The following is a 20885-nucleotide window of genomic DNA, read 5'->3' as shown; positions in this document are numbered from 1 at the left end:
TAAAACCGATGACGATGATTGTTGAGATGTAACAAGTAGGCTATGGTGGGATTGGAACTATATTTGAATTATCTATAGAACAATGCAAACCATAATATTTTCTGCCCACAAGTTGCTATAGCATAATAATTAGACGAGAAACGCAAGAAGCGAGGTTAACTTTATTATAACAATTTTATAACAATAAAGATCATGCAAATAGCATTGCTCCATTTAATATATTGTTTAAATGGCATAATCTGGGCGATGCGTGAATCAATTGAATGTTATTTGTTATTTACATAAACAATCAATCGTAAATGTCTTTCTAAATCAGTAACCATTGATGTGTAATCGAAATCACGAGGATATCAAAAGTGATCAGGCCATTTACAAAAGCAGATATGGATGCGGTTCTGTCTATTTGGTTGGAAGCTTCTATCAAAGCTCACAATTTTGTGGCGGCTGAATTTTGGCAATCGCAAGTAAAAAACATGAAAAGTATCTATATTCCGGCTTCAGAAGTTCATGTCTATGTACAGAGTTCTAACGTTGTCGGTTTTTATGCTCTTCACGAAAATAGTTTGGCTGCGGTTTTTGTATCACCAGATAAACAGGGGCAAGGAATTGGCAAGGCATTAGTGAATGATGCCAAAAATCGAAGAACTGAACTCACGCTATCGGTTTATCAGCAAAACCAAGCAAGTTACGAGTTCTATTTATCGCAAGGGTTTTATGTTGTTAGCGAAGAAGTCGATGAACATACTGGATGCCAAGAGTATTTTATGTGCTTAAAGAAACTCTCCTAGAGGCTTAACAATAGCTTGCATTAGTAACGTGATGGTTTTTCAATCCAATTGATTGAAAATAGAGCTGATATTGTTTTGTTATTAAACAAAAATGCCAAAAACACGGTGCACTGTGTTTTTATACAGTTTTAAAAAAAGAATAGATTTAAATGGCGGAACTCTATACTCTCGGCTCAAACTTTTGAGCCGAGCTTTATGCATAAGGAACTGAATATTTTTTATTTACATACCATACAGATAATTTTCACTTTCTTCGCCAACATCTTCACGAACCTGCTCCAGTGCTTTAGCATAAGATTTAAGAAGTTTCAGCGTATAGTTAACGCGGCTTTCAAACTTCTCATCGTTACAAATCAGATCGTTTGAAATCAAACTTTCCCCCTGACGAAAAATTAAATGGTCAGGTAAAAAACAAACATGATTATTTTTAAAGCCTACCATCCGTAATTCACAAAGAGGATAAACACCGTTAATTCCACTTGATACACTCGCCAATAATGCTGGTTTATGGCCTAATTCTGCTATAGAACAATGTAATAGAAGGTTTTTCAACGCCGGAGTTGACATTCCATGCCATTCTGGAGTGACAAAGATAAATGCCTTGCTCTCTCTTAAATGGTGTGCAATTGGCTGCCAGGGATGAGATTCCGCTGATATATCTGTTGTATAACCATCATGTAATGGCAATTCTACACTGGAGAGATCCAGAAGCTCTATTTCAGTAAATCTATATTCACTACTTAATTTTTGCAAATAACGAGCTACACGTTGGCTGAGCGAGTCTGGGCGTTGACTGCCTGAAATTATAGTAAGCTTCATTGATTTTCCTGTTATTTTTTAATAGATAATTAAACTGTAGGATTATTAGTTTTTTCTGTCTGATTTCGGGAAATAGAAAGCCAAACAGCGATAATGATCGTGCATGTCCCGAACATTTGTAGCAAGGAAAAAGTTTGTTTTAGAAAAAAATACCCTAAAATACAAGCAGATAATGCACTGAGAAATCCCAAAAAAGAGATTGTCACAACAGGTAATTTTTCAATTCCTCGAAACCAAATAATATAAGAAAACACTGCACCGATTATGCATAAATAGCCGTAGCCAAGCATATTGGTTACGGTAAGATGCTGTGGTAAACCTTCTATGGAAATAGCGACAGGCAATAACATTAATCCTCCAAGAGTTAATTGCCAGCCGGTAAAACTGAGTAATGATAAATTGGCGGGGCGGTTCCAATATTTCGTCAGTACAACCCCAAAAGCCATACAACCACATCCTGCGAAACCCGCAACAACGCCTTGCCAATTTAGACTAATGGTTGAATTCAATACTAATAAACTGATCCCAATAACGCCCAATATCGACGAAATAATGTGTTTTATTGTGAGGGAAGTTTTCAATATACAAGTGCTTAACAATATAACAATTATGGGTTGGCAAGCCATGATTAATGATGCCGTTCCTCCTGGAAGATATCCTGCCGCAACAAAGAGAAAATAGAAGAAAGCACCGATGTTGAGTAAGCTCAGTACCATAATACGTAACCACCAAATTCCTTTGGGCATGGTACGGCAAATCAACAGTAATAATATACCGGCAGGTAACGCTCTGATGGTAGAAGCCAGTAAAGGCATATTGGGTGGCAATACTTCTGTCGTAATAATGTAGGTGCTTCCCCAAACAATTGGGGCTAATGCAGTCAGTAAAATATTCTGGAGAGATCTAATTTCTGACATGTTGCTGTCCTTCCAATTTATTCATTTTTTATCCTGTGTATCACTCTCTTAGTACTTGCTAGCTTCAAAATATCATCAATAAAAGTATCTTTATGTAAAGGTAAATTAAAATAATAGCCTAATTGATTTTTATCAAGTATCTTTTTGTCGAAATAAATGGATAGGGAGAAAGCATGAAGTACGATCACGTTGACCGATTAATGATACAGTGGGAACAACAGCGCCCAGACCTTGATCCGTCGTCGATAGGCGTCATTGGGCGGTTATGTCGTATAAATAAAATCATTGAACAACGCTTACAACATGCTTTCAAAGAACACGGCCTAAGCGCTATAGAATTTGATATCCTTGCGACACTACGGCGTAATAATATACCCATTACACCTACTGAGCTATATCAATCCGTTATGTTAACTTCAGGAGCAATGAGTACTCGTATTGAACATATGGTACAGCGAGGATTGATTGGGCGTATTGCTAATGAAGAAGACCGCCGGAGTTGCAAAATTTTTCTGACTCCAGAAGGAAGAGCATTGATAGACAAAGCAGTGGAAAGCCATTTGGAGAACCAAAAAGCGATTCTCAAGCCATTGACAGAAACTCAACAAGAGCAGCTTACAACACTGCTACGGCATTGGTTACTGGACAATGAGTCAGCCCCAAAAGACTCACCCTGACATAAATCAGGGCGAGAGCGGTTTAAGAATAGAGGATATTAGAATTTAACATTCATTCTTGCCCAATAAGTACGTCCAGGCTCGTTTACTGCCGTATTACCGGAATAACCAAAGCCTTGATTTCCCGCTAAGTTAAGGTGCTCGCTATAAGTTTTATCAAAAATGTTATCAACACCGGCACTTATTTGAACATTTTTGGTCACCTTATAGGTTGCATTTGCAGATAGAATGGCGAAGTCTTTACTACGATCAAAGTCTTTGCCTACAACGTTGCCTTCATTGATTGCCACTCGATGCTGGCTATTTACCAGGCGTAGCAAACCGCTGCTAGTCCAGTCGCCATGTTCCCAGGTTAAGCCGAAACGAGCTTCCAGAGGTGGGATCTGCGGCAAGGGACGATGATGAGTGGTATTTTGCGCCCAGGAATACGCCAGGCTGGCATCAGTTTTCCAATGTTCATTAAACTTATAAGCAATCCCCGTTTCTCCGCCCATAATAGTAGCACTCACATTGCGAGCGAGGGAGTTCTTGTTGCTATAATCGAACAGGATAAAGTCATTCACCTTACCCACATACGCTGATATCCAACCTTTCAGGCGATTATCATTATATTGCGCACCGATATCCAACTGGGTCGTTTTTTCTGGCTTTATACCAGTGAAGGCACTTGCACCTGCTTTACCTGAAAACAATTCCCAGTAATCAGGAAAACGTTCGGTATGACCAATACCTGTATAGAGCATCACAGGGGTATTTTTCAGGTTATGTTCAAACCGAATAAAGCCCGCAGGCAGGTTTTCTTTACGTTCTTGTTGGGTGGCATATTTATATGCTGTTGCACGATCGAAACGCGCACCACCGATAACTTTACTTTGCTCTGTTGCCTCCCAGGTCAACTCACCAAAAATACCGTAATCACGGAAACGGGCGTTTTTCATCCACCCATTTCTTTCAGCTTCAGCCATTTTACGATCGGTATTGGTACGGTGAATATTGGTTTGCATATCCACACCGCTCTGTAACTTGAAATCTTCCCATATCCAACTTCCCATCATACGGCCACCCATTGTCAGGCGATCGGGTTCTGAGACCATTTTCTTTTTTGAATGACGCATGGAATAGTTATCCATCACATGATCGGTGTAATTGTAATAAAAATTGGATTCGAATTTATCAAACACCTCACCAATGTTAGTTTTTTCAAAACGCACGCCAAGACTTTTGCGCTTGAATTGAGAACCGTCCATGCCTCGTGTGGCGTAACGTGCTTCACCATCACCTTGTCCAGCGTTTAATTCCAGTAATGTATCTTCATCAGGTGTCCAACCTAAGGCGATATCGGTATTCCATTTATCCCAGCGGGAAGGAACGCGATTGCCATCACCATCTTTATAATCATTGGAACGAGATTTATTTCCGATCAAACGGATATAACCCTGTTGATTGCCAATACTGAGATCAGCATTACCATCCCAACGGCGATTAGAACCCACCACTGTGCTGACATTACCTTGAGCGCCAAATTGTTCAAACTGAGGACGAACACGCTCGAAACGAATAGTTCCCGCTGAATTACCTGGTCCCCAAAGTACGGTTTGTGGGCCTTTGACTAAACTCAAAACATCATAATTCTCTGGTGAAATATAAGAACTCGGCGCATCCATACGTCCACCGCAAGAGCCCAGTATTTCACTGTCATCAATTAACATTCTCAGACGAGAACCAAACATGCCACGAAATACGGGATCGCCATTAGTACCACCGTTACGGATCTGTGAAAAACCCGGAATGGTTTTCAGGTAATCAGAACCATCACTAGCAGGCACTGGTTGGCGGGGTGTTTTTAGTGAAGAAGCTACCTCAAGGGGTGAAATTGCTGGTGCAGTTACAGTGATCACCGTTTCATTATTGTGATCACTGGCAATGCGGGTTTCTTTGGTATCTTGTTCCATATTGGCAGCCCAAGCGATAGTTGGCATGGCGAGTGCGATAGCTAAAGCCGCTGTCAGAGGTGATATACGAAATAGTTGTGTAGCAGACATAAAAGATCCCTTAATTAGCAAACTTGCCGTATAAACTGTGTAAGGCAAAGAAAATAAAATGGTTTATTTCAAGCAGACTAATTATGGGGTGGGGCGCGTGGTTGTGATTCGCCGTAAAACAGCCGGATAATTGGGCCAACGAAGCGCGATGCTGGTGGTGTTCGGGATACGATTAGTAGCAGCAGAATAAAAGGAACAAAACCACCCGCTAATAAAGGCAAATTAATCAGAAGCTGGCAGTAACCACAAGCGATATCATCCATCAATCCTATATGAACATGATCCGCACCATGATGATGCATAGTGTGAGCCGATTGCATATCGGACACAGACATACGGTGATTGATCTCGCTTTTTATTCCTTCACGGTGGTGCTCCAGCGTTTTTGACACCACTGGTGCAATGAACAACATCAAAATCGCCAGTACAGCGATAATGGCGGTTGTTCGGCTTTGTGAGAGGCGAAAAAGCGATAACAAGCTAATGATCCGGATCAATTTCTACGATTGAGGGCTAATTTTACTGCATTTGGGGTGAGGGTTGTTAAAGTATTTTTTGGGTAAAAACGAAAATTTGTTGGTTTAAAGAGCATCAAGAGCATCTGCGAGATAATATGAAAACAAATAAAGTTATATCAGGGCATTGGGTATTTGGTGACTCTCCTTCCATGCATGATGAATTGGCTAAGTTGGTTGCCAAGGGCATAAAAACAGCAACGACTTGCTCTTTCCACTCTTATGAATCGGACGATAGTAAAATTACAGTTGGCAATCACTATATTGTCTTCGACAGTAAAGAAAATCCAGTTTGTATTGTCATAATCACGGCCATGCACTTAATGCAATTTTCTGAAATGACCGATGAATTGGCATGGAAAGAAGGTGAGGGAGATAGGAGCTTGTTTCATTGGCAAGTAGAACATCAACGTTTTTTTGAGAGGATAGGAGATTTTTCGCCAGATATGGAAATTGTTGTATTCGAATTTAAGGTAATGGAAAACATCGTCAAAAATATTTCTTTATAGATTTTATCTAACTAACCTATTAAAGCTGCAACATTGCGGCTTTAAATTTATAAAAAATCATTGAGGAAATTATGTCTACAAACAGTAGATGAAAGTATCCTTCTGTTCTTATTGGAGGTTTGTCATCATATTACTCACCTCTTTAAAGCTGAATAGATTCCATTATGCAAAATAAAAGTTCTGTCCTGCTGTTAGCTTTATCAATTGCAGTTTTTGGGGTTATTACTACCGAAATAGCCGTTATTGGATTGCTACCACAACTTGAAGCACAATTGCATGTGACGCCAACTCAGGTTGGTTTTCTGGTAAGTATTTATGCCATTGTGGTAGCTGTAACGGGACCATTTTTTACTCTGATGCTCTCTGGATATAACAAGAAATACGTTCTTCTTATTATTCTCTTTATATTTATCGTTTCTAACCTAATATATGCTACAACAGATATCTTTAATTTGATGCTGCTATTCAGGATACTTCCAGGGTTGGTACATGCAGTTTTCTTTGCTATTGCTCTTGTGATTGCAGCCAATGCCGTTCCTAAAGAAAAAAGTGCAGGAGCAATAGCAACAGTTTTTGCTGGAGTCACGGTGGGAATGGTGTTAGGAATGCCTATGAGTTCATTTATAGCTGAACATCTATCACTTAGCGCAGCGTTTTATTTTGGTGCAATTACTTGTTCTCTGGCTTTCATTGGTATTCTCTTGTTTGTCCCTTCTCTTCCCGCTATAAAACGTAGTGTTAGTATCGAACAATTACGTGTGTTGTGTAAGGGGAAGTTGTGGCTAACGATTTCTACCGTGATATTGATTTTTTCTGCGATGTTTTCAAATTTCAGCTATATAGCTGATTATCTAGCAAAAATCACTCAGTTTAATAAAAATTCTATCGGTATAATTTTAATACTATTTGGTATTTGTGGATTTATAGGCAATTTTGTTTTTAGTGGTTTGCTGCAAAAAAATGTTGTGATGACAACCTATGTCTATCCCATTTTATTAATTATTCTCTATATTCAAATCTGGTATTTTGGATCCTTACCGATAGTAATGTGTGTACTAACCGTTTTCTGGGGTGGGCTGCATTCTGCTGGGCTGGTGGTCAGCCAGACATGGCTTATGCGGGAAGCAAATGAAGCACCGGAATTTGCTAACAGCCTTTATATTTCTTTTTCTAATTTAGGTATTACTATTGGATCTGTGGCTGGAGGGTGGTTTCTTGCTCAATTCGGCGTACACGCAATTTTTCTGAGCAGCATTCTCTTTTCTTTAATAGCTTTTTTCAGTATTTACCTTAAAAATTAATTCAACAAGCCGCTTTCCGCCATTTCAACCAGAGTGTCTACGACATAGCGTATTTTGGGTAACAACTGACGGTTTTGCGGCCATAATGCGTTAATTGGGATTTCTATACCTGAATATTCTGGTAATACCTCTCTGAGTTCGCCACTTTCAAGGTATTTTCCCACCATCCATAATGGAAGTTGTGCAAAACCACACCCTGCAAGAACAGCCTCCAACATTGCATCTCCATCAGAAAATTCATAAGTTGCTGGTGGAGTATAACGTTTTACCTTACCGTTCTTTTCCTTCAATAACCAAGATATTGGCTGGTTCCTACGAAATCCCACGATACATCGATGTTGGCTTAATTCTTCGGGAATTTTAGGTTCATTGTTAAGAGATAAATACTCTGGCGCTACACAAATAACGAGTTTTTGGGTCGTTAATCTACGGGCAACCAGACCACTACTGTCAGAAAGTTCACCAATACGTACAGCAAGATCAATGCCTTCTTCAATCAAATCAACAAAGCGCTCACTGAATGAAACAGTCAGTGATAATTCAGGATAATCATGGGCAATTTTTAACAGCGCAGGAAGTATCCTCTGACGACCAAAAGCAGCGGGTAAATCAATGCGGAGCCGTCCTGAAGGATGGGCAATATGTGAGGTCAGTGTAGATTCAGCCTGTTCAAGAATATCAATAGCGCTTTGGCAATTTATCAGGAAGGCTTCTCCATCAGGTGTCAAACTCAAACTTCGTGTTGAACGTTGAAAAAGCTTAATTCCTAAGCGATCTTCAAGTCGCCCGACACTTTTACCTACAGCAGATTTTGTCAAACCAAGACGTTCTGCCGCAGCAGTAAAACTCCCTAGTTTTGCTGTTGTGACAAACGCTGTTATCCCACTAAAATGATCCATTCTACGCATACTCAGGAATATCTATGTCAATTAGTGTATTAAAAAAATTCAGCCTATATTAACGATAATTGGGGTGAAAATGGTGTAATTTTCGCAAAGATATCGAACAAAGCGCCGCTTTTCTCTTTACCTTCAAACTATTCACCTAAAAAACCATTTAGCCTTCCACTTGTTGTATTGCTTTTAAGTTTGTACAGCATGCTCATTATTCCTAATTTATTGTTGCGAATTAGCATAGTATGGCTCAATATCATGATAATCAAATGGAACAATAATAATAGGTTTCAGTATCTGATTAATACCGTTAATCCACGGGCTTTCATTCGGATCTCCTTCACAAAAAGACATAATAAGCGATTTGATGGAAATTAATTTTCTTGATATATACTGCTTAAGTTATAATTTTACAAAGTTATAAGTTTGTGTGTTGGTCGAACCATTATATCAATATAAAAAATAGGGAATATTATGATCGATAATAGTATTAGAACCGATCTTTTCTCACCAACCAAATTAGGAGAAATTGAACTTTCCAATCGTATTGTTATGGCACCTTTAACACGTGGCCGCACGAATGAGGATGGGGTTCAAAATGAACTTAATGCTACATATTATGTTCAGCGTGTGAGTGCCGGTTTAATCATCTCAGAAGCAACCAATATTTCAGCACAGGGACGCGGTTATGCCATGACTCCTGGAATCTGGACAGAAGATCAGGTAGCAGGGTGGAAAAAAGTCACAGATGCTATTCATGTTGCTGGTGGTAAGATTGTCATGCAATTGTGGCATGTCGGTCGTTTCTCACACGTTGATCTTCAACCAAATAGAGAAGCACCGGTAGCGCCATCTGTTATTGAAACAGACGGGAATGTTTTTACCAATCGTGGCATAGAGAGAGCTTCCATACCGCGTGCACTTGGAACCAACGAAATCCCCTATATTATCGAGCAGTATAGACATGCGGCAGAATGTGCTAAACGTGCAGGGTTTGATGGAGTAGAAGTTCATTCTGCTAACAATTATCTCCTAGAACAGTTTCTACGTGATTCAACTAACCATCGCACCGATCAATACGGTGGTTCAATTGAAAACCGAGCCAGATTGATTCTTGAAGTTGTTGATGCTGTAACCCATATTTGGGGTGGTGGTCGAGTTGGTATCAGATTGTCGCCAGTGACAACAGAAATAGGAAACACTCCACTTGATAGTAATGTGATGACGACATATAGCTATCTGATTCAACAACTCAATAAATTCAAACTGGCTTATCTCCATTTTGTTGAAGGCACAATGGGGAAAAATCGTGATATTCCTGAGGGCATTAATCTGGATGCACTCAGATCATTGTTCGACGGAGCTTATATCGGTAATAACAATTATGACCTTGAAATGGCGATTTCCCGTCGCGCGGAAGGTAAAGTGGATGCAATTGCCTTTGGGCGTCCGTTTATTTCCAATCCCGATTTGGTAGAACGTCTACGCTATGGTATTGAACTGGTTGATGCAAATAATGACGCTTATTACGGTAATGGGGCAAAAGGATATACCGATTGGTTGAAGGCAAATCCTTAAAAAAATTGACATAAAAGACAGAAAGATTTTCTGTCTTTTATGAAAAATAGAATTATTTTAATTCACTAAAATTCTGCTGGCGAATCTTGGTAATATTCTCATTAATTTTATGGCGTAACTCATTGGTAAATAGAGTTTTATCTTCATCACTAAGTTTCTGTGAATGTTTTGCAAAGAAGCTGTCAGGGTCATCAAACAGACCAAAATCCTGTATAATTCCTGCACGCTGGATATAGGTATCATTATCGCCATTCCATTCAACCGGCGGGCTTTGCAACTCTTCAATGGCTACACCGTAACCGATAAATACTCCATTATGATCCGTATATTTTCTTTGCAATGCCGATAAGTAAAACGAATCAAGAATAATACCTTCAAAGTTATACCATTTCCCATCTATATAGGCTTCAACCCAAGTATGAGAAATCTCTTTAGGCATCCTCTCATATAACGCTCCGTTCATAATTCCCTTTTGTAAAATTTTATCGATTGTGAAACCATGTAAACGACAGGGTATTTTAAGTGCGCGCAACAGTGCCATAAATAAGATAGATTTTGTATTACATTGGCCATAACCAGACTGCAAGATTGATGATGCAGTTAATAAATCATCTTCATTAAAACCAAATTTAATTTCATTACGAACAAAATTATAAACAGATTTGACTTTCTCGCTATCAGGAAGTGCCCACCAATGGCGTGATTCAATTAATTGCTGGATGCTCTCAGCCTCAAAATCTAACAAATGTGTTTCTATTAAATATCTATCCATTATTATTCTCCTATTGGTTGAGTAAATAACAATGTAGGAGATTTATTCCTCTGGAACTTTCAAAAATTGGCTGACATGTTTAGCAAAACTTGGTTTTATTCCCATTAATTTCCGACATGTGGCAGATAAATGAGAAGGGGAATCAAACCCAGATTGCAGTGCGGCATCAGTGATGCGATTGCCTTGTGCAATCAACCAAAGAGCACGCATCAAGCGCTGAAAGAGCAAATAACTTTTTAAACTACTGCCAGTTATATCTGTAAAAAGATGTGATAAACGGCTTTTGGATAGATAAATAGTTTTTAATAGTGAATCTTGTTGAGCAGGAAGTTCATTTGTTGAGGAAATCTTTGTAAGCACCTGTTGAATACGTTGATCATTGATATCATGAGTAAGATAACAGTGATTAATTGCTAAGATAACAAGTAATTTTTTCCACACTGTGTTATAGTGAGAAACGTCCAACTTTACATTTTGAAGCTTTGCCGCGTTAAGGGATAATGCTTCAGAAATGAAGTCAGAAAAACAAGAAAAAGGTTTTTTTTCTGGTAAATACTGATGCCGCAAACAATATGCTAGTGATGAAGTATGATTAATTAATATTAACCAATATGGCTGTTGAACTAGAAAAATTGTATGCATTACTTTGCTATTGATTAATATAGCTTTACTGATAATAGAGTTCTCTTCAATGTTTATTGTAATCGGTTGATGAGTTCGAGATATAATCAGATGTAAAAAAGCATGGCGATGAGCTGATGTACTTATATTCTCACTTAGCAATGACAGATGATCTTCCGCAACGACTGCGTTGATTGCCATCTTTCCTCCTTGTACCCATTCTGATCATTCTGATAATTTGTTCATCATCGTTGTTGTATATAAGAGGCATGAACTAAATAACCTGTCAACTATTAGCATGTCAAAACAGTTTGATTATTTTAAAATAATGTTAATATCCTTAGAGTTAGATAAGAATATGAAGTTGAAAAGGATCTGTTATGTCTATATGGGTAGATGCTGATGCATGTCCTAAAGTTATAAAAGAAATATTATATCGTGCAGCAGAACGTGAAAAAGTACTAATTACATTTGTGGCAAATCAACGATTAAGTGTACCTGCATCCGTTTTTTTACATACATTGCAAGTTCAAGCTGGGTTTGATGTCGCTGACAATGAAATTGTTCGTCGCTCAAAAATCGGTGATTTAGTGATTACAGCAGATATTCCTCTTGCTGCTGAAGTGATCGAAAAAGGTGCGATAGCACTCAATCCACGCGGTGAACGTTATAGTGAAGCGACAATACGTGAACGCCTAGTTATGCGTGATTTTATGGATACGATGCGAGCGAGTGGAATCCAAACGCGAGGGCCTTCAACGTTAAACCAGCGTGATCGCCAGAGGTTCGCAAATGAACTGGATAACTGGTTATTGCAACAAAAAAAAAGCACCTTGAAATGAAATATGGCTATTCTGAGAACACCATTCATTATGCGAATTTATTAAATTCCTAACACGTATCCAGTAGAAAAACCGTAAGCGTAGAATGAAATATGAAATGATAGAAGGCACGTTAATTTTTTGTTCTGACTCTATACTGCGTTTCAGGTAAGATTATGATGATTCAAGCGCACTTTCACTGCTGTCAATTCAGAAAACGATTGCTGATGCTGATCCTTTCTTTCTTCTCCGCTTTTTTCGTCACGCCGTCATAATCGAAGAGGGGACTACGCTGGCAAACATTGTCTTTGCGGTAGAGCCGTGGAAGGATCTGTTAACAGCCTATCTTGACAGGGATGTTGGAGTATTTCCCGCACTTATCAGCACCAAAAAAAGTCGTTAAAGGTAGAGGGTGTAGAAGGTGCCTTGGATTCCACCATTTCCCATATATGGAGTCTGAAGCGGAATATGGGAAGCTTATCAAGGAGCAGTGCAAGAAAGGAATTCGACCGCAGACTTTAGTTTGCATTTTATTCATTTAACATAATATAGATTATGCGAACCCATGAAGCTTTAAAAAAAGTACTGAGGTTTTTGACACCCTGAGTACCCGATCTTTCTTTCCCTAAATACGCTCTCAATTGGCGTTGTATACAAATCACTAATAACATTATCTATAGATAGTAAACATATCACATGTTTCCTGTCAACATGTCGTAGGCAACTTGCACACAAATTTTATAGAATTAAAGATTATGGTGAACGGAGGCTGCTAATGAGTCATGCATCTACATTGAAAACTACCATCAGGTTGAAGAAATCAGAATCTATCGATTTACAGGAAAAGGCATTCCTCTTAACAAAGAAAAATATCATGAGCGGACGGCAAAAAATTTACAGCGAGGCTGATTTGGTGCATTACGCAATTGAACAAATTCTGTCCATGATCACACTTGATGAAGATGGTCACCTAATTTTGAAAAAAGACAGTCGTGATTCAAGATAACTATTTGAAATAAATAAGATAATACTAGAGGCTATAGAATTTAAAGAGCCAATCAAAGACACTACTGCTCTGGAATGAGTAAATGATGAGGATTACAGAAAATTTTTAAAAAATAATTAAAAGCTAGGATATGACTTAGATCCCATAATTCTGTCACATAATTGCTTGAAAAATACTAAATTAAGCCATATAACCCCCTAAGGCATTCAATAGTGGATGCCTTAAAAATTAGGAAACTTTTCATGAAAAAAACGAAAGTGCCATATGGTAGTGATGTATCAGCAGGCACATACACTTGTTCAGATTGTGGATATAAATACTCTAATCAGAGTAAAACTTCTCTACCACCTTGCCCAAACTTCAAAAATAAACCTCATCCTCTCAGAGGCTGGAATATAGAAACTGGTCAAGGTGATGCAGTAAAAGATCCTTATCCCAACAGAAAATAATCGTTAATTTGGGCGGGTTCACCTGAAAGCCCGAAGATAACCTTAGACTACCCCCGTAGTACAGTACGGGGGTTATATGTGACAATTTGAAATCAAAAGAAGGACAAGAAATGAATAGCTCAAGAAAAATACAGTACAAAGGTTCATTAGATCTAGCAGGATTTAACATATCCTGTTACGTATTGAAAGATGGTACACGAATACTCTCTGGAAGAGAAATGCAAAAAGCCCTAAAACTTGTTGATGAGGAAACAAGTTACCAAGTCTCAGGAGATAGATTACAACGATATCTGAACCAAAAGTCACTTGCCCCATTCATTTATAAGGATAAATCTGAAACACACTATGAACCAATAATATGCTATGAAGGCGAAAAAAAGATTAACGGATATGAAGCTAGCATTTTAGTTGATCTTTGTGATTCATTCATGCAAGCAAGAAAAGAAATCACTCTATCCGCTAGACAATCAATAATCGCTGAACAATGTGAAATGTTAATAAGATCATTTGCTAAAGTAGGTATTATATCTTTAATTGATGAAGCAACAGGATATCAATATGACAGGGAAAGAGATGAACTTCAAAAAATATTACAAGCATATGTATCTGATGAAATATTAAAATGGCAATTAACGTTTACGGATGAATTTTACAAAGAAATATTTAGGCTTTGGAACTATCCATATACATCTAATAATATTAAGAAAAAACCCAAATTCATAGGTAAGCTAACAAATAAATATATATATGAAATCCTCCCTGATGGTGTTTTTAATGCATTAAAAGATAATACACCAAAAACAGAAAATGGAAACTATAAACATAGATTCCATCAAATATTAACACCAGAAATAGGAAGGGAACATTTAAAAAAACAGATAACGGAGGTTACAACATTAATGAAAATATCTGACAATAAAGAACAATTCAATTCCCTTTTCAAAAAAAGATATAATACTGACCCACAATGTGAACTTGAATTAGTATTTAAAGAGGAAATTAAATTAAAATCTAAAATTAGCAAAAACCTAGACCTTCCTTTATAGATAATGGTCTAATAAGTGATTGTGATCACTACGTGCCCACAACCACTTATCCCAAGTGTTTTTATCCGAGTGTCGTACAAGTATTAAATCGGAACCCTAAAGGGGCCCCACGATTTAATACTTGACGATTTTAATAATGATTTTTAGGTTTAACTTTTTAAAAAATCAATAAAACCATACATAAGGTTTATTATGTATCGGAAATATCATTCCATCAGGATCGCTACCGTTTAGTACCTTAGACAAAAGCAGTTTCACTTCCCGCCGTTCTGGTCTGGTCATCATCAGATTGCGATACCAAGACGGAGATTTATCAAACCATTTTTTACAACTGGCAAAACGCCTTCCTACCCGACGATAAGATTTTAATCTTCCATTAGGAAGACGGTCACGACCCTGACTCTTCACAGACATAAAGATACCCTCTAAGTAATTAATCACCTAGAAAATATCAAGTTGCTCATATCCTATAATTTGTCTCATATTTATCCCCTATTCTTCTTCAAATTATAATCGATATTTAGCTGGAAACATCAATCACTCACCCTGTTTCTATCCGTATTCAGTAAAAAGATGATCCGTTAGGATTCCGCCTCCTCGCACCGCTGCGGGGGCGAATCCTAACGTTTCATCTTTTTCGCTTGCAAAATGATAACAATATCGGTTTTTGTTTTCTCTTTGCTGCTACTAGAGAACCAAGACGGCATGAATGATAATCCAGTATTCGCATCCGTATCTTTATTATCAGCCAATCCGCCAATCAAAACAATGTCACCATCATTCACAGAAACAGATGTTTGAATATTACGTTTAATCAAAGTCGGTGAGTTATCAACACCTGTATGCGTTTTTGCAAAATTAGACAATTCCTGACTGATAGACAAATCAATCACATTTTGTCTTACTTCCGGAATAACGTTAAAAATCACACCAGAAGAACGATATTCAACTGACTGAATAGGCCTATCACCGGAAAAACTGACATTCCCCAGAACCGGAACATCTTCACCCACAGAGAAAGAAGCCGATGTACCAGAACGCGCCCGAAGAGATGGCGAACTTACCACGGTAAAACGAGAATCAGTATTAAACATCTCAACCAACGCATTTATATTGCCAGAAGAAAACTTGATAAAATTGTCCATACCGATCCCTGAACCATTGCCGCCAATCTGAATAGAAAAGCGCTGACTCAGTAATTTAGCCGCCAATGCCAAACCTGAACCGTTACGCTCCGTTGTCTGAACCTGATAAACATAACCACCTACATAAACCTCGTCAGACACTGTATCAATAGAAGGCAAAACCTGCTCTATCCGTGAAATATCCGCTTTAGTGCCATAAAAAACCAACATATCACCCGAAGAACTAAAGGAATTCGCGCCAGAGGAATGATTAGGAGCTTTAGATCCGCCCACATAGGTAGACATCGAACCACCATGACCAAATCTACCCTGAACAACACTAGACAAAACAGACGTTAAGTAACCCACAGAACGATATTGAGGCTTATAGACAAAGGTATATTGAGGAATCACCGGTTCAACAACTTTCAACTTATAAATATAATCCACTCCGTTCTTTTTCATTACCCCAATCCCCATATTATTAAGGTAACGAACAAAAAATTCTTTTTCATCAAGGTCTGGCGTGATATGAAATGACACTAATCTTTCATCAATAATGACTTCCGGTGAAATCATAAATGGTTTTTTAAAAACCTGACCGTAAATAAAATTAACAGATTTAGGAATAGAAACACCATCCAGAGAAAAATTAACACCTTTCGCAAACGAAAAATAAGGAATAAAAGACAATAAAATAATAGAAAGTATTTTTTTCATTTTGATACACCACTAAAATAAGTCACCTTTTCCCCATCAACAAAGCCGAACATCATGATACCTTTACCATGAAATTCAGTTTTATTAACCAGTCTGATATCACCGGAAGAATTAACCAAAGTGACGTAATTATAATTATCCATACTTAAAAAACCGGAAATACGCCACTTTGAAGAAATAGGAGGATCTGCTATTTTTTCTCTTGCTGCTCCTTGAGTTCCTTGATTTCTGTTTCCTGAAAACGAATTGTTTCCGACATTTCGCCCATCAGATTGTACGTGAGATGCATCCATACCAGAGTCACTACCAAAGCCACCCACGACAGAACTATTGTCAATACTAGGGTTAAAGTATTTGTAGACGAGATAGCCGCAACCGCTAAACAAGAATAAATACCCAAATAAAAATACCCATAATTTAGTTTGAGAAAAAATATTTTGACGAGAATCAACAGTTGCTTCACTGCCCTTGCCTCCGTTGTAAGAATGGTAAAGTTTGAAGATGTTCTTATCATACTTATTCTGATAATACGTAGTACGATTAGATTTATTCAATTTTATGCCATTATAGACATCGACACGATAGCGACTTTTAGCACCAATCATCACTAATTTTGTCATCTTAAAAGATGTTTCAATCCGCGTTTTTATGAATCTCGCTATCGTATCAGGGTGCTGATTCATCAACACAAGATCACAACACAAACCACTATCAGAATCAGTAAAATGGCGATGTTCAGCAACAAAAGAACGATGTTCCAATGTTAAACATTTATCCGAAGACCAAAAACGCCAAACCTCATCAAGACAAATTAAATCGCCAGACTTACAAAAAGAATCATTACAGTCGTACCCTTCTTGATCATTTCGTTTATAAGGGAAAAAACCAGCCTGCATAACCCTCTCATCACTCACAGAGACAATTTCACCCAACTTAATCTCTTTACCCTTAGAGAGTTTTTCAGCGTACTCACGAATAGCATCAGGATTGATACCATCAATATTGGTCACAATCCGACGACCTCTCATATAGGCCGGAAGAATAACACTTTTAACACATTCATGACTTTTACCAGAACCGGGAACGCCAAAGTAAGCTGTTATAGACATGATAGTTACCCGATAATTGGAATTCTGCGAATGATGAAACGCGTAAACCAAGCCGTAACCACCAAGCTCACGCCCAAAGTACCTTGAAATAAATTGATAAAGTACCAAGATGAATCAGGAAGCAAATCAAACAAAGATTGAATGTTCGTACTTTTAGGCAGCAGTTCCACTACAACAGACATCAATTCTTTAACGACAAGATACAACGCACCAAAAACAATAAACTTGATAACAACAGTACGAAGGACATATCCAAGAATTGCATTCAGGGCAGAAAGTAAAATACCGTACATAAACCCCCCTTAAGAACTTAAAAGCACACGTAAAGCAACTAAAGCCCAAATTAAAGACGCAATAAGCTCGATGAAATTCCTATTTTTTTCAATAAGCGGACAATGATTTTCAATCACTAAATTAAACTCATACCCCATCAATGAAAAATGGTCGTTAACTGTAGGGCAAGTTGCATTTCTACCCGATAATTTAAAATCGGAAAGAAAAGGCATACTATTTTTAATTGGATCTATGATATCTCTTCCTGTGGGCGGCTCTTCTAAATCTGGTGATTTAATATTAGGGTCTTCACCTAAATCAACCTTAGCATCAACATTAACATCGGTTTTACCTCCGCCATTATTAATGGTTGTTTCATTAGTTGATTGGTCTATCTCAATATTTTGATACGGTGAAAATAAATCACGCGCTGTTAATTTATCTTTACCCAACGTTTTCAAAACATCAGCTATCTCTGATTCTGAAATGTAATCACCATCAGAAACAGGAATACCCTGATAACCATCTTGTAAAGCTGCATCGTGTAATAAGTCAGTAATCAAATCAGCAATAATTGAATTATCTAACGGTTCATCACCAAGAATATTAGCAAGTTCAGAAGAAGAAACAGATTTAACGGAATTTAATTTATTCTTATTTTTGAAATAACTTCCTTTATAATCAGCATTTAAACTCAAACGAATTACATTACTTATTTTTTTATCATTAATAATATAATCATTGTCAGTCGAAGGGACGCACATATATTTACTTTCTGTATTTTTTGTCGTTGCTAAATCAACGTAACTACAAGGGGAGAAATCGCTTTTTAATGTTTTTACATGAAGAATTGCTGGAATAGTAGCACTATAAGCAGTATTAGCACCTCCAATTTCTTCATATATACCAGGATAAGAAGGAAATGGACTATCAGCTTTAGGAATAAAATCAAGAATATCTAAACTGTAAGATGTAGCAACATATTTAAAAGTCCCATTATCGCCCTTAGCATCATAAATAACGGGTTTATATTGACGCTCAAATTCTTTCACTAACGCATAAATCATCGCATTCTGAATTGAAGAATCTTTATCATCTTCAATAAAATAATAATCACCTGAATCATCACGAACATCAAAACTATAGGTCACTTTATTATTATCAAAAGACATTGATTTAAAGACCCCAAACGGAAGCTCTAAAGGTACATAGGAATTCAAACCATCACCATTAAGAAAATAACCACTCACCACAACAGGGCGTGACAGCGTAACAACAACACCCGTATCACCCCCAATAGAATCACCATAAAGAATAACAGGTTGATCGTCAGATGGTTCAAAATCCACAATCTGAGTGCGCCCCCCTACCCTAACCTCATATTTACCATTTCCCAATGAAACACCATCAGTAGAAACCGCCAAATCACCAGAATGGAAAGCACCAATAAGCTCTGATGTTGTCATAATACCCTGAGCTACCGTCACACCCGCCCAAGTAACCTGCCCTGCCGAACGCAAAGCCGAACGCGCAGGAACTGATGCCGCCCTTGAAGAAGCAACGCGAGACATCGCCAACGCCGTTGCTTCAGCTTCTTTTCTAATTGTTTGTTGAACAGCAATTTCTGTAAGAGGATATTTTGTTGCCGCTTGACGAGCCGCCATACTTGCAGCACCTCTCTTAACAGCAGTCTGAGCAATAACACGCACCAATAATCCCGCCGCCAAAGCAGGATTAGCCTTAACCTGAAAAGGCCAGCTAATAAATAAAAATAAAAAACAAAATGAATAGACTATTAGCCTTTGAATCCTTGAATGACAGCCCATGCGCATAACAGCCCCCAAATAAACACAACCAGCGTTAATAAGTCAGCATTCATAAATAAAAAAGGAGTTTTCACCCCTTACCTAATAAAATGATTTTAATTAAGCGCCTTTAACCGTTCTCAAGACCCACCTGATCCCCGCAAAACCCGCATACAAAGTAATAATAGATCCCGCAACTGCCATTAATGCAACAAGTACACCCGAAAAACTAATATTATTAGTCAGCGCAGTTAAATCCACATCCCCCGCTTTGCTAACTGCATCATCCGCAAAAGCAAAGACAGAAGAAACAGTCAAAGTTGCACCTAACGCTACTTTTTTACAAAAAGATTTTATAGACATCCTTGAATTTCCTTTATTAAGCATGTTTTACCATGCGAATTATTTGACCCAAACCAAAAGAAAAAAGATATAACATCATTACTGAACTAAATGCCAACCCCCAGACTTTACCCAAATAAGGATAATCGTAAGAAATTGGAATTTGATTAGATATGTCCAATAATATTTTTTGACAATTATTAGACACATCACAAATAGAACCTGTTAAAGAGGACATTTCTAGCCCTTATTAAATAGAATTCTCCTATAGCTTTATTAAGTGTTTAACTGTTTCCATCGGAACATAAGAAACATTCCACTGATTAAATTCAAGGCGAGGTGGATTATCACCAAATGGCTTACCTGGATATAAACTAGAACCGGAAATAAGATATTTACCCTCTGGTAACGGATTTGGCTCTGACAATGTGATAACTGTCTCTGACATTGAACGTGGCCCCATATGCGCAATAACACGCTGAGTATAATAGGGAGTAATTTCGCCCGTGTTCTTATTAGTTCGTGTCTTTTGTTCAACTTTCACATCAGTCGATGTGACTTCAATGTAAAATGGAATTTTTTCTAAAACGGACATGTTGATACTCCTAATTTTTCATTAACAAGTGTTTGGTATATTGGGGGCCAGGGCGCGAGCATACTTTTTTTAGCACCTCTTGAATGAAGGCAAATGACATGATCTAATGAGATTTATTTTCCTTCTCATTGCTGACCTATGACTCTGATTGAACACTTATCCG

23 protein-coding genes and 1 pseudogene are annotated in these 20885 nt (G+C 37.9%); 10 read left to right on the top strand and 14 right to left on the bottom strand.

The features are described 5' to 3' along the window. The first annotated feature begins 356 nt into the window (after nt 1-356). Nucleotides 357-788, top strand: a complete 432-nt coding sequence (locus tag Xedl_RS12575) for an N-acetyltransferase (protein WP_208605052.1) — start codon at nt 357-359, stop codon at nt 786-788. Between the two features lie 222 nt (nt 789-1010). On the opposite strand, the gene Xedl_RS12570 is transcribed toward Xedl_RS12575, so the two are convergent. Beyond that, a complete protein-coding gene (locus tag Xedl_RS12570) occupies nt 1011-1607 on the bottom strand; it encodes an NADPH-dependent FMN reductase (RefSeq protein WP_074024129.1) in 597 nt (198 codons plus the stop codon). A gap of 29 nt (nt 1608-1636) precedes the next feature. Beyond that, nucleotides 1637-2524, bottom strand: coding sequence for an EamA family transporter (locus Xedl_RS12565; protein ID WP_074024128.1), 888 nt, complete (start codon nt 2522-2524; stop codon nt 1637-1639). Between the two features lie 173 nt (nt 2525-2697). On the opposite strand from Xedl_RS12565, the gene Xedl_RS12560 reads away from it, so the two are divergent. Continuing rightward, the gene (locus Xedl_RS12560) at nt 2698-3201 is read left to right on the top strand and encodes a MarR family winged helix-turn-helix transcriptional regulator (protein WP_074024127.1); all 504 of its coding nucleotides are present in this window, start codon (nt 2698-2700) and stop codon (nt 3199-3201) included. Nucleotides 3202-3239: 38 nt separating this feature from the next. On the opposite strand, the gene Xedl_RS12555 is transcribed toward Xedl_RS12560, so the two are convergent. Continuing rightward, nucleotides 3240-5243, bottom strand: coding sequence for a TonB-dependent copper receptor (locus Xedl_RS12555; protein ID WP_074024126.1), 2004 nt, complete (start codon nt 5241-5243; stop codon nt 3240-3242). A 77-nt stretch (nt 5244-5320) separates the two neighbouring features. Beyond that, nucleotides 5321-5722, bottom strand: coding sequence for a DUF2946 domain-containing protein (locus tag Xedl_RS12550; RefSeq protein ID WP_074024124.1), 402 nt, complete (start codon nt 5720-5722; stop codon nt 5321-5323). Nucleotides 5723-5856: 134 nt separating this feature from the next. Here Xedl_RS12550 and Xedl_RS12545 point away from each other — a divergent pair, with 134 nt between their 5' ends. After that, the gene (locus Xedl_RS12545; protein WP_074024122.1) at nt 5857-6267 is read left to right on the top strand and encodes an ASCH domain-containing protein; all 411 of its coding nucleotides are present in this window, start codon (nt 5857-5859) and stop codon (nt 6265-6267) included. A 164-nt stretch (nt 6268-6431) separates the two neighbouring features. Next, complete coding sequence (locus Xedl_RS12540) at nt 6432-7568, top strand: MFS transporter (protein WP_074024121.1); 1137 nt, start codon at nt 6432-6434, stop codon at nt 7566-7568. On the opposite strand, the gene Xedl_RS12535 is transcribed toward Xedl_RS12540, so the two are convergent. Continuing rightward, the gene (locus tag Xedl_RS12535) at nt 7565-8476 is read right to left on the bottom strand and encodes a LysR family transcriptional regulator (protein ID WP_074024119.1); all 912 of its coding nucleotides are present in this window, start codon (nt 8474-8476) and stop codon (nt 7565-7567) included. The genes Xedl_RS12540 and Xedl_RS12535 overlap by 4 nt on opposite strands. A gap of 459 nt (nt 8477-8935) precedes the next feature. Between Xedl_RS12535 and Xedl_RS12530 the strand changes: the two genes are divergently transcribed. Next, a complete protein-coding gene (locus Xedl_RS12530) occupies nt 8936-10039 on the top strand; it encodes an alkene reductase (RefSeq protein ID WP_074024118.1) in 1104 nt (367 codons plus the stop codon). A gap of 52 nt (nt 10040-10091) precedes the next feature. On the opposite strand, the gene Xedl_RS12525 is transcribed toward Xedl_RS12530, so the two are convergent. Both Xedl_RS12525 and Xedl_RS12520 read right to left on the bottom strand, forming a co-directional pair. Then, entirely contained in the window at nt 10092-10811 is a 720-nt protein-coding gene (locus Xedl_RS12525) for a transglutaminase-like domain-containing protein (protein WP_074024116.1), read from the bottom strand. 42 nt (nt 10812-10853) lie between these two features. Next, nucleotides 10854-11633 carry a helix-turn-helix transcriptional regulator gene (locus tag Xedl_RS12520; RefSeq protein WP_074024114.1) on the bottom strand — a complete coding sequence of 260 codons (780 nt, stop codon included), beginning with the start codon at nt 11631-11633 and terminating at the stop codon, nt 10854-10856. Between the two features lie 179 nt (nt 11634-11812). Here Xedl_RS12520 and Xedl_RS12515 point away from each other — a divergent pair, with 179 nt between their 5' ends. The 5 genes and pseudogenes from Xedl_RS12515 to Xedl_RS12495 all read left to right on the top strand — a co-directional run bounded on the left by Xedl_RS12515 (nt 11813) and on the right by Xedl_RS12495 (nt 14754). Continuing rightward, nucleotides 11813-12274: a YaiI/YqxD family protein gene (locus Xedl_RS12515; RefSeq protein WP_074024112.1), complete on the top strand. Its 462-nt coding sequence runs from the start codon at nt 11813-11815 to the stop codon at nt 12272-12274. Nucleotides 12275-12374: 100 nt separating this feature from the next. Then, nucleotides 12375-12623 (top strand): annotated as a pseudogene (locus tag Xedl_RS33610) (hypothetical protein); the annotation flags it as partial. A 405-nt stretch (nt 12624-13028) separates the two neighbouring features. Next, entirely contained in the window at nt 13029-13259 is a 231-nt protein-coding gene (locus Xedl_RS12505; protein ID WP_083600324.1) for a hypothetical protein, read from the top strand. A 242-nt stretch (nt 13260-13501) separates the two neighbouring features. Continuing rightward, entirely contained in the window at nt 13502-13708 is a 207-nt protein-coding gene (locus tag Xedl_RS12500; protein ID WP_074024108.1) for a hypothetical protein, read from the top strand. 86 nt (nt 13709-13794) lie between these two features. Continuing rightward, a complete protein-coding gene (locus Xedl_RS12495; RefSeq protein WP_208605051.1) occupies nt 13795-14754 on the top strand; it encodes a P63C domain-containing protein in 960 nt (319 codons plus the stop codon). 165 nt (nt 14755-14919) lie between these two features. Here Xedl_RS12495 and Xedl_RS12490 read toward each other — a convergent pair whose 3' ends face one another. The 7 genes from Xedl_RS12490 to Xedl_RS12455 all read right to left on the bottom strand — a co-directional run bounded on the left by Xedl_RS12490 (nt 14920) and on the right by Xedl_RS12455 (nt 20722). Then, complete coding sequence (locus Xedl_RS12490; protein WP_074024104.1) at nt 14920-15168, bottom strand: hypothetical protein; 249 nt, start codon at nt 15166-15168, stop codon at nt 14920-14922. Nucleotides 15169-15374: 206 nt separating this feature from the next. Beyond that, nucleotides 15375-16598 (bottom strand): type II secretion system protein GspD, encoded by a 1224-nt coding sequence (locus tag Xedl_RS12485; protein ID WP_074024103.1) that lies wholly within the window; start codon nt 16596-16598, stop codon nt 15375-15377. Then, nucleotides 16595-17707, bottom strand: coding sequence for a zonular occludens toxin domain-containing protein (locus Xedl_RS12480; RefSeq protein WP_074024101.1), 1113 nt, complete (start codon nt 17705-17707; stop codon nt 16595-16597). Before Xedl_RS12480 ends, Xedl_RS12485 begins: the two co-directional genes overlap by 4 nt. Before the next feature lie 5 nt (nt 17708-17712). Then, nucleotides 17713-18000 carry a DUF2523 family protein gene (locus Xedl_RS12475; RefSeq protein ID WP_074024100.1) on the bottom strand — a complete coding sequence of 96 codons (288 nt, stop codon included), beginning with the start codon at nt 17998-18000 and terminating at the stop codon, nt 17713-17715. Between the two features lie 9 nt (nt 18001-18009). Continuing rightward, nucleotides 18010-19812, bottom strand: a complete 1803-nt coding sequence (locus Xedl_RS12470) for a hypothetical protein (RefSeq protein WP_074024098.1) — start codon at nt 19810-19812, stop codon at nt 18010-18012. Nucleotides 19813-19905: 93 nt separating this feature from the next. Next, nucleotides 19906-20148 (bottom strand): hypothetical protein, encoded by a 243-nt coding sequence (locus Xedl_RS12465; RefSeq protein ID WP_074024096.1) that lies wholly within the window; start codon nt 20146-20148, stop codon nt 19906-19908. 244 nt (nt 20149-20392) lie between these two features. Continuing rightward, entirely contained in the window at nt 20393-20722 is a 330-nt protein-coding gene (locus Xedl_RS12455) for a hypothetical protein (RefSeq protein ID WP_074024093.1), read from the bottom strand. Nucleotides 20723-20885 lie beyond the last annotated feature (163 nt).

The organism is Xenorhabdus eapokensis (assembly GCF_001908105.1).
Note: the sequence above shows the minus strand (reverse complement) of the source record. Positions and strands in the feature narration are given on the sequence as shown.

Bases quoted from the DNA above. Each gene is read 5' to 3' on its own strand.
- Xedl_RS12570 (WP_074024129.1), bottom strand. From the start codon at position 1,607: ATGAAGCTTACTATAATTTCAGGCAGTCAACGCCCAGACTCGCTCAGC.
- Xedl_RS12565 (WP_074024128.1), bottom strand. From the start codon at position 2,524: ATGTCAGAAATTAGATCTCTCCAGAATATTTTACTGACTGCATTAGCC.
- Xedl_RS12560 (WP_074024127.1), top strand. From the start codon at position 2,698: ATGAAGTACGATCACGTTGACCGATTAATGATACAGTGGGAACAACAG.
- Xedl_RS12555 (WP_074024126.1), bottom strand. From the start codon at position 5,243: ATGTCTGCTACACAACTATTTCGTATATCACCTCTGACAGCGGCTTTA.
- Xedl_RS12545 (WP_074024122.1), top strand. From the start codon at position 5,857: ATGAAAACAAATAAAGTTATATCAGGGCATTGGGTATTTGGTGACTCT.
- Xedl_RS12540 (WP_074024121.1), top strand. From the start codon at position 6,432: ATGCAAAATAAAAGTTCTGTCCTGCTGTTAGCTTTATCAATTGCAGTT.
- Xedl_RS12535 (WP_074024119.1), bottom strand. From the start codon at position 8,476: ATGCGTAGAATGGATCATTTTAGTGGGATAACAGCGTTTGTCACAACA.
- Xedl_RS12530 (WP_074024118.1), top strand. From the start codon at position 8,936: ATGATCGATAATAGTATTAGAACCGATCTTTTCTCACCAACCAAATTA.
- Xedl_RS12525 (WP_074024116.1), bottom strand. From the start codon at position 10,811: ATGGATAGATATTTAATAGAAACACATTTGTTAGATTTTGAGGCTGAG.
- Xedl_RS12520 (WP_074024114.1), bottom strand. From the start codon at position 11,633: ATGGCAATCAACGCAGTCGTTGCGGAAGATCATCTGTCATTGCTAAGT.
- Xedl_RS12515 (WP_074024112.1), top strand. From the start codon at position 11,813: ATGTCTATATGGGTAGATGCTGATGCATGTCCTAAAGTTATAAAAGAA.
- Xedl_RS12505 (WP_083600324.1), top strand. From the start codon at position 13,029: ATGAGTCATGCATCTACATTGAAAACTACCATCAGGTTGAAGAAATCA.
- Xedl_RS12500 (WP_074024108.1), top strand. From the start codon at position 13,502: ATGAAAAAAACGAAAGTGCCATATGGTAGTGATGTATCAGCAGGCACA.
- Xedl_RS12490 (WP_074024104.1), bottom strand. From the start codon at position 15,168: ATGTCTGTGAAGAGTCAGGGTCGTGACCGTCTTCCTAATGGAAGATTA.
- Xedl_RS12485 (WP_074024103.1), bottom strand. From the start codon at position 16,598: ATGAAAAAAATACTTTCTATTATTTTATTGTCTTTTATTCCTTATTTT.
- Xedl_RS12480 (WP_074024101.1), bottom strand. From the start codon at position 17,707: ATGTCTATAACAGCTTACTTTGGCGTTCCCGGTTCTGGTAAAAGTCAT.
- Xedl_RS12475 (WP_074024100.1), bottom strand. From the start codon at position 18,000: ATGTACGGTATTTTACTTTCTGCCCTGAATGCAATTCTTGGATATGTC.
- Xedl_RS12470 (WP_074024098.1), bottom strand. From the start codon at position 19,812: ATGCGCATGGGCTGTCATTCAAGGATTCAAAGGCTAATAGTCTATTCA.
- Xedl_RS12465 (WP_074024096.1), bottom strand. From the start codon at position 20,148: ATGTCTATAAAATCTTTTTGTAAAAAAGTAGCGTTAGGTGCAACTTTG.
- Xedl_RS12455 (WP_074024093.1), bottom strand. From the start codon at position 20,722: ATGTCCGTTTTAGAAAAAATTCCATTTTACATTGAAGTCACATCGACT.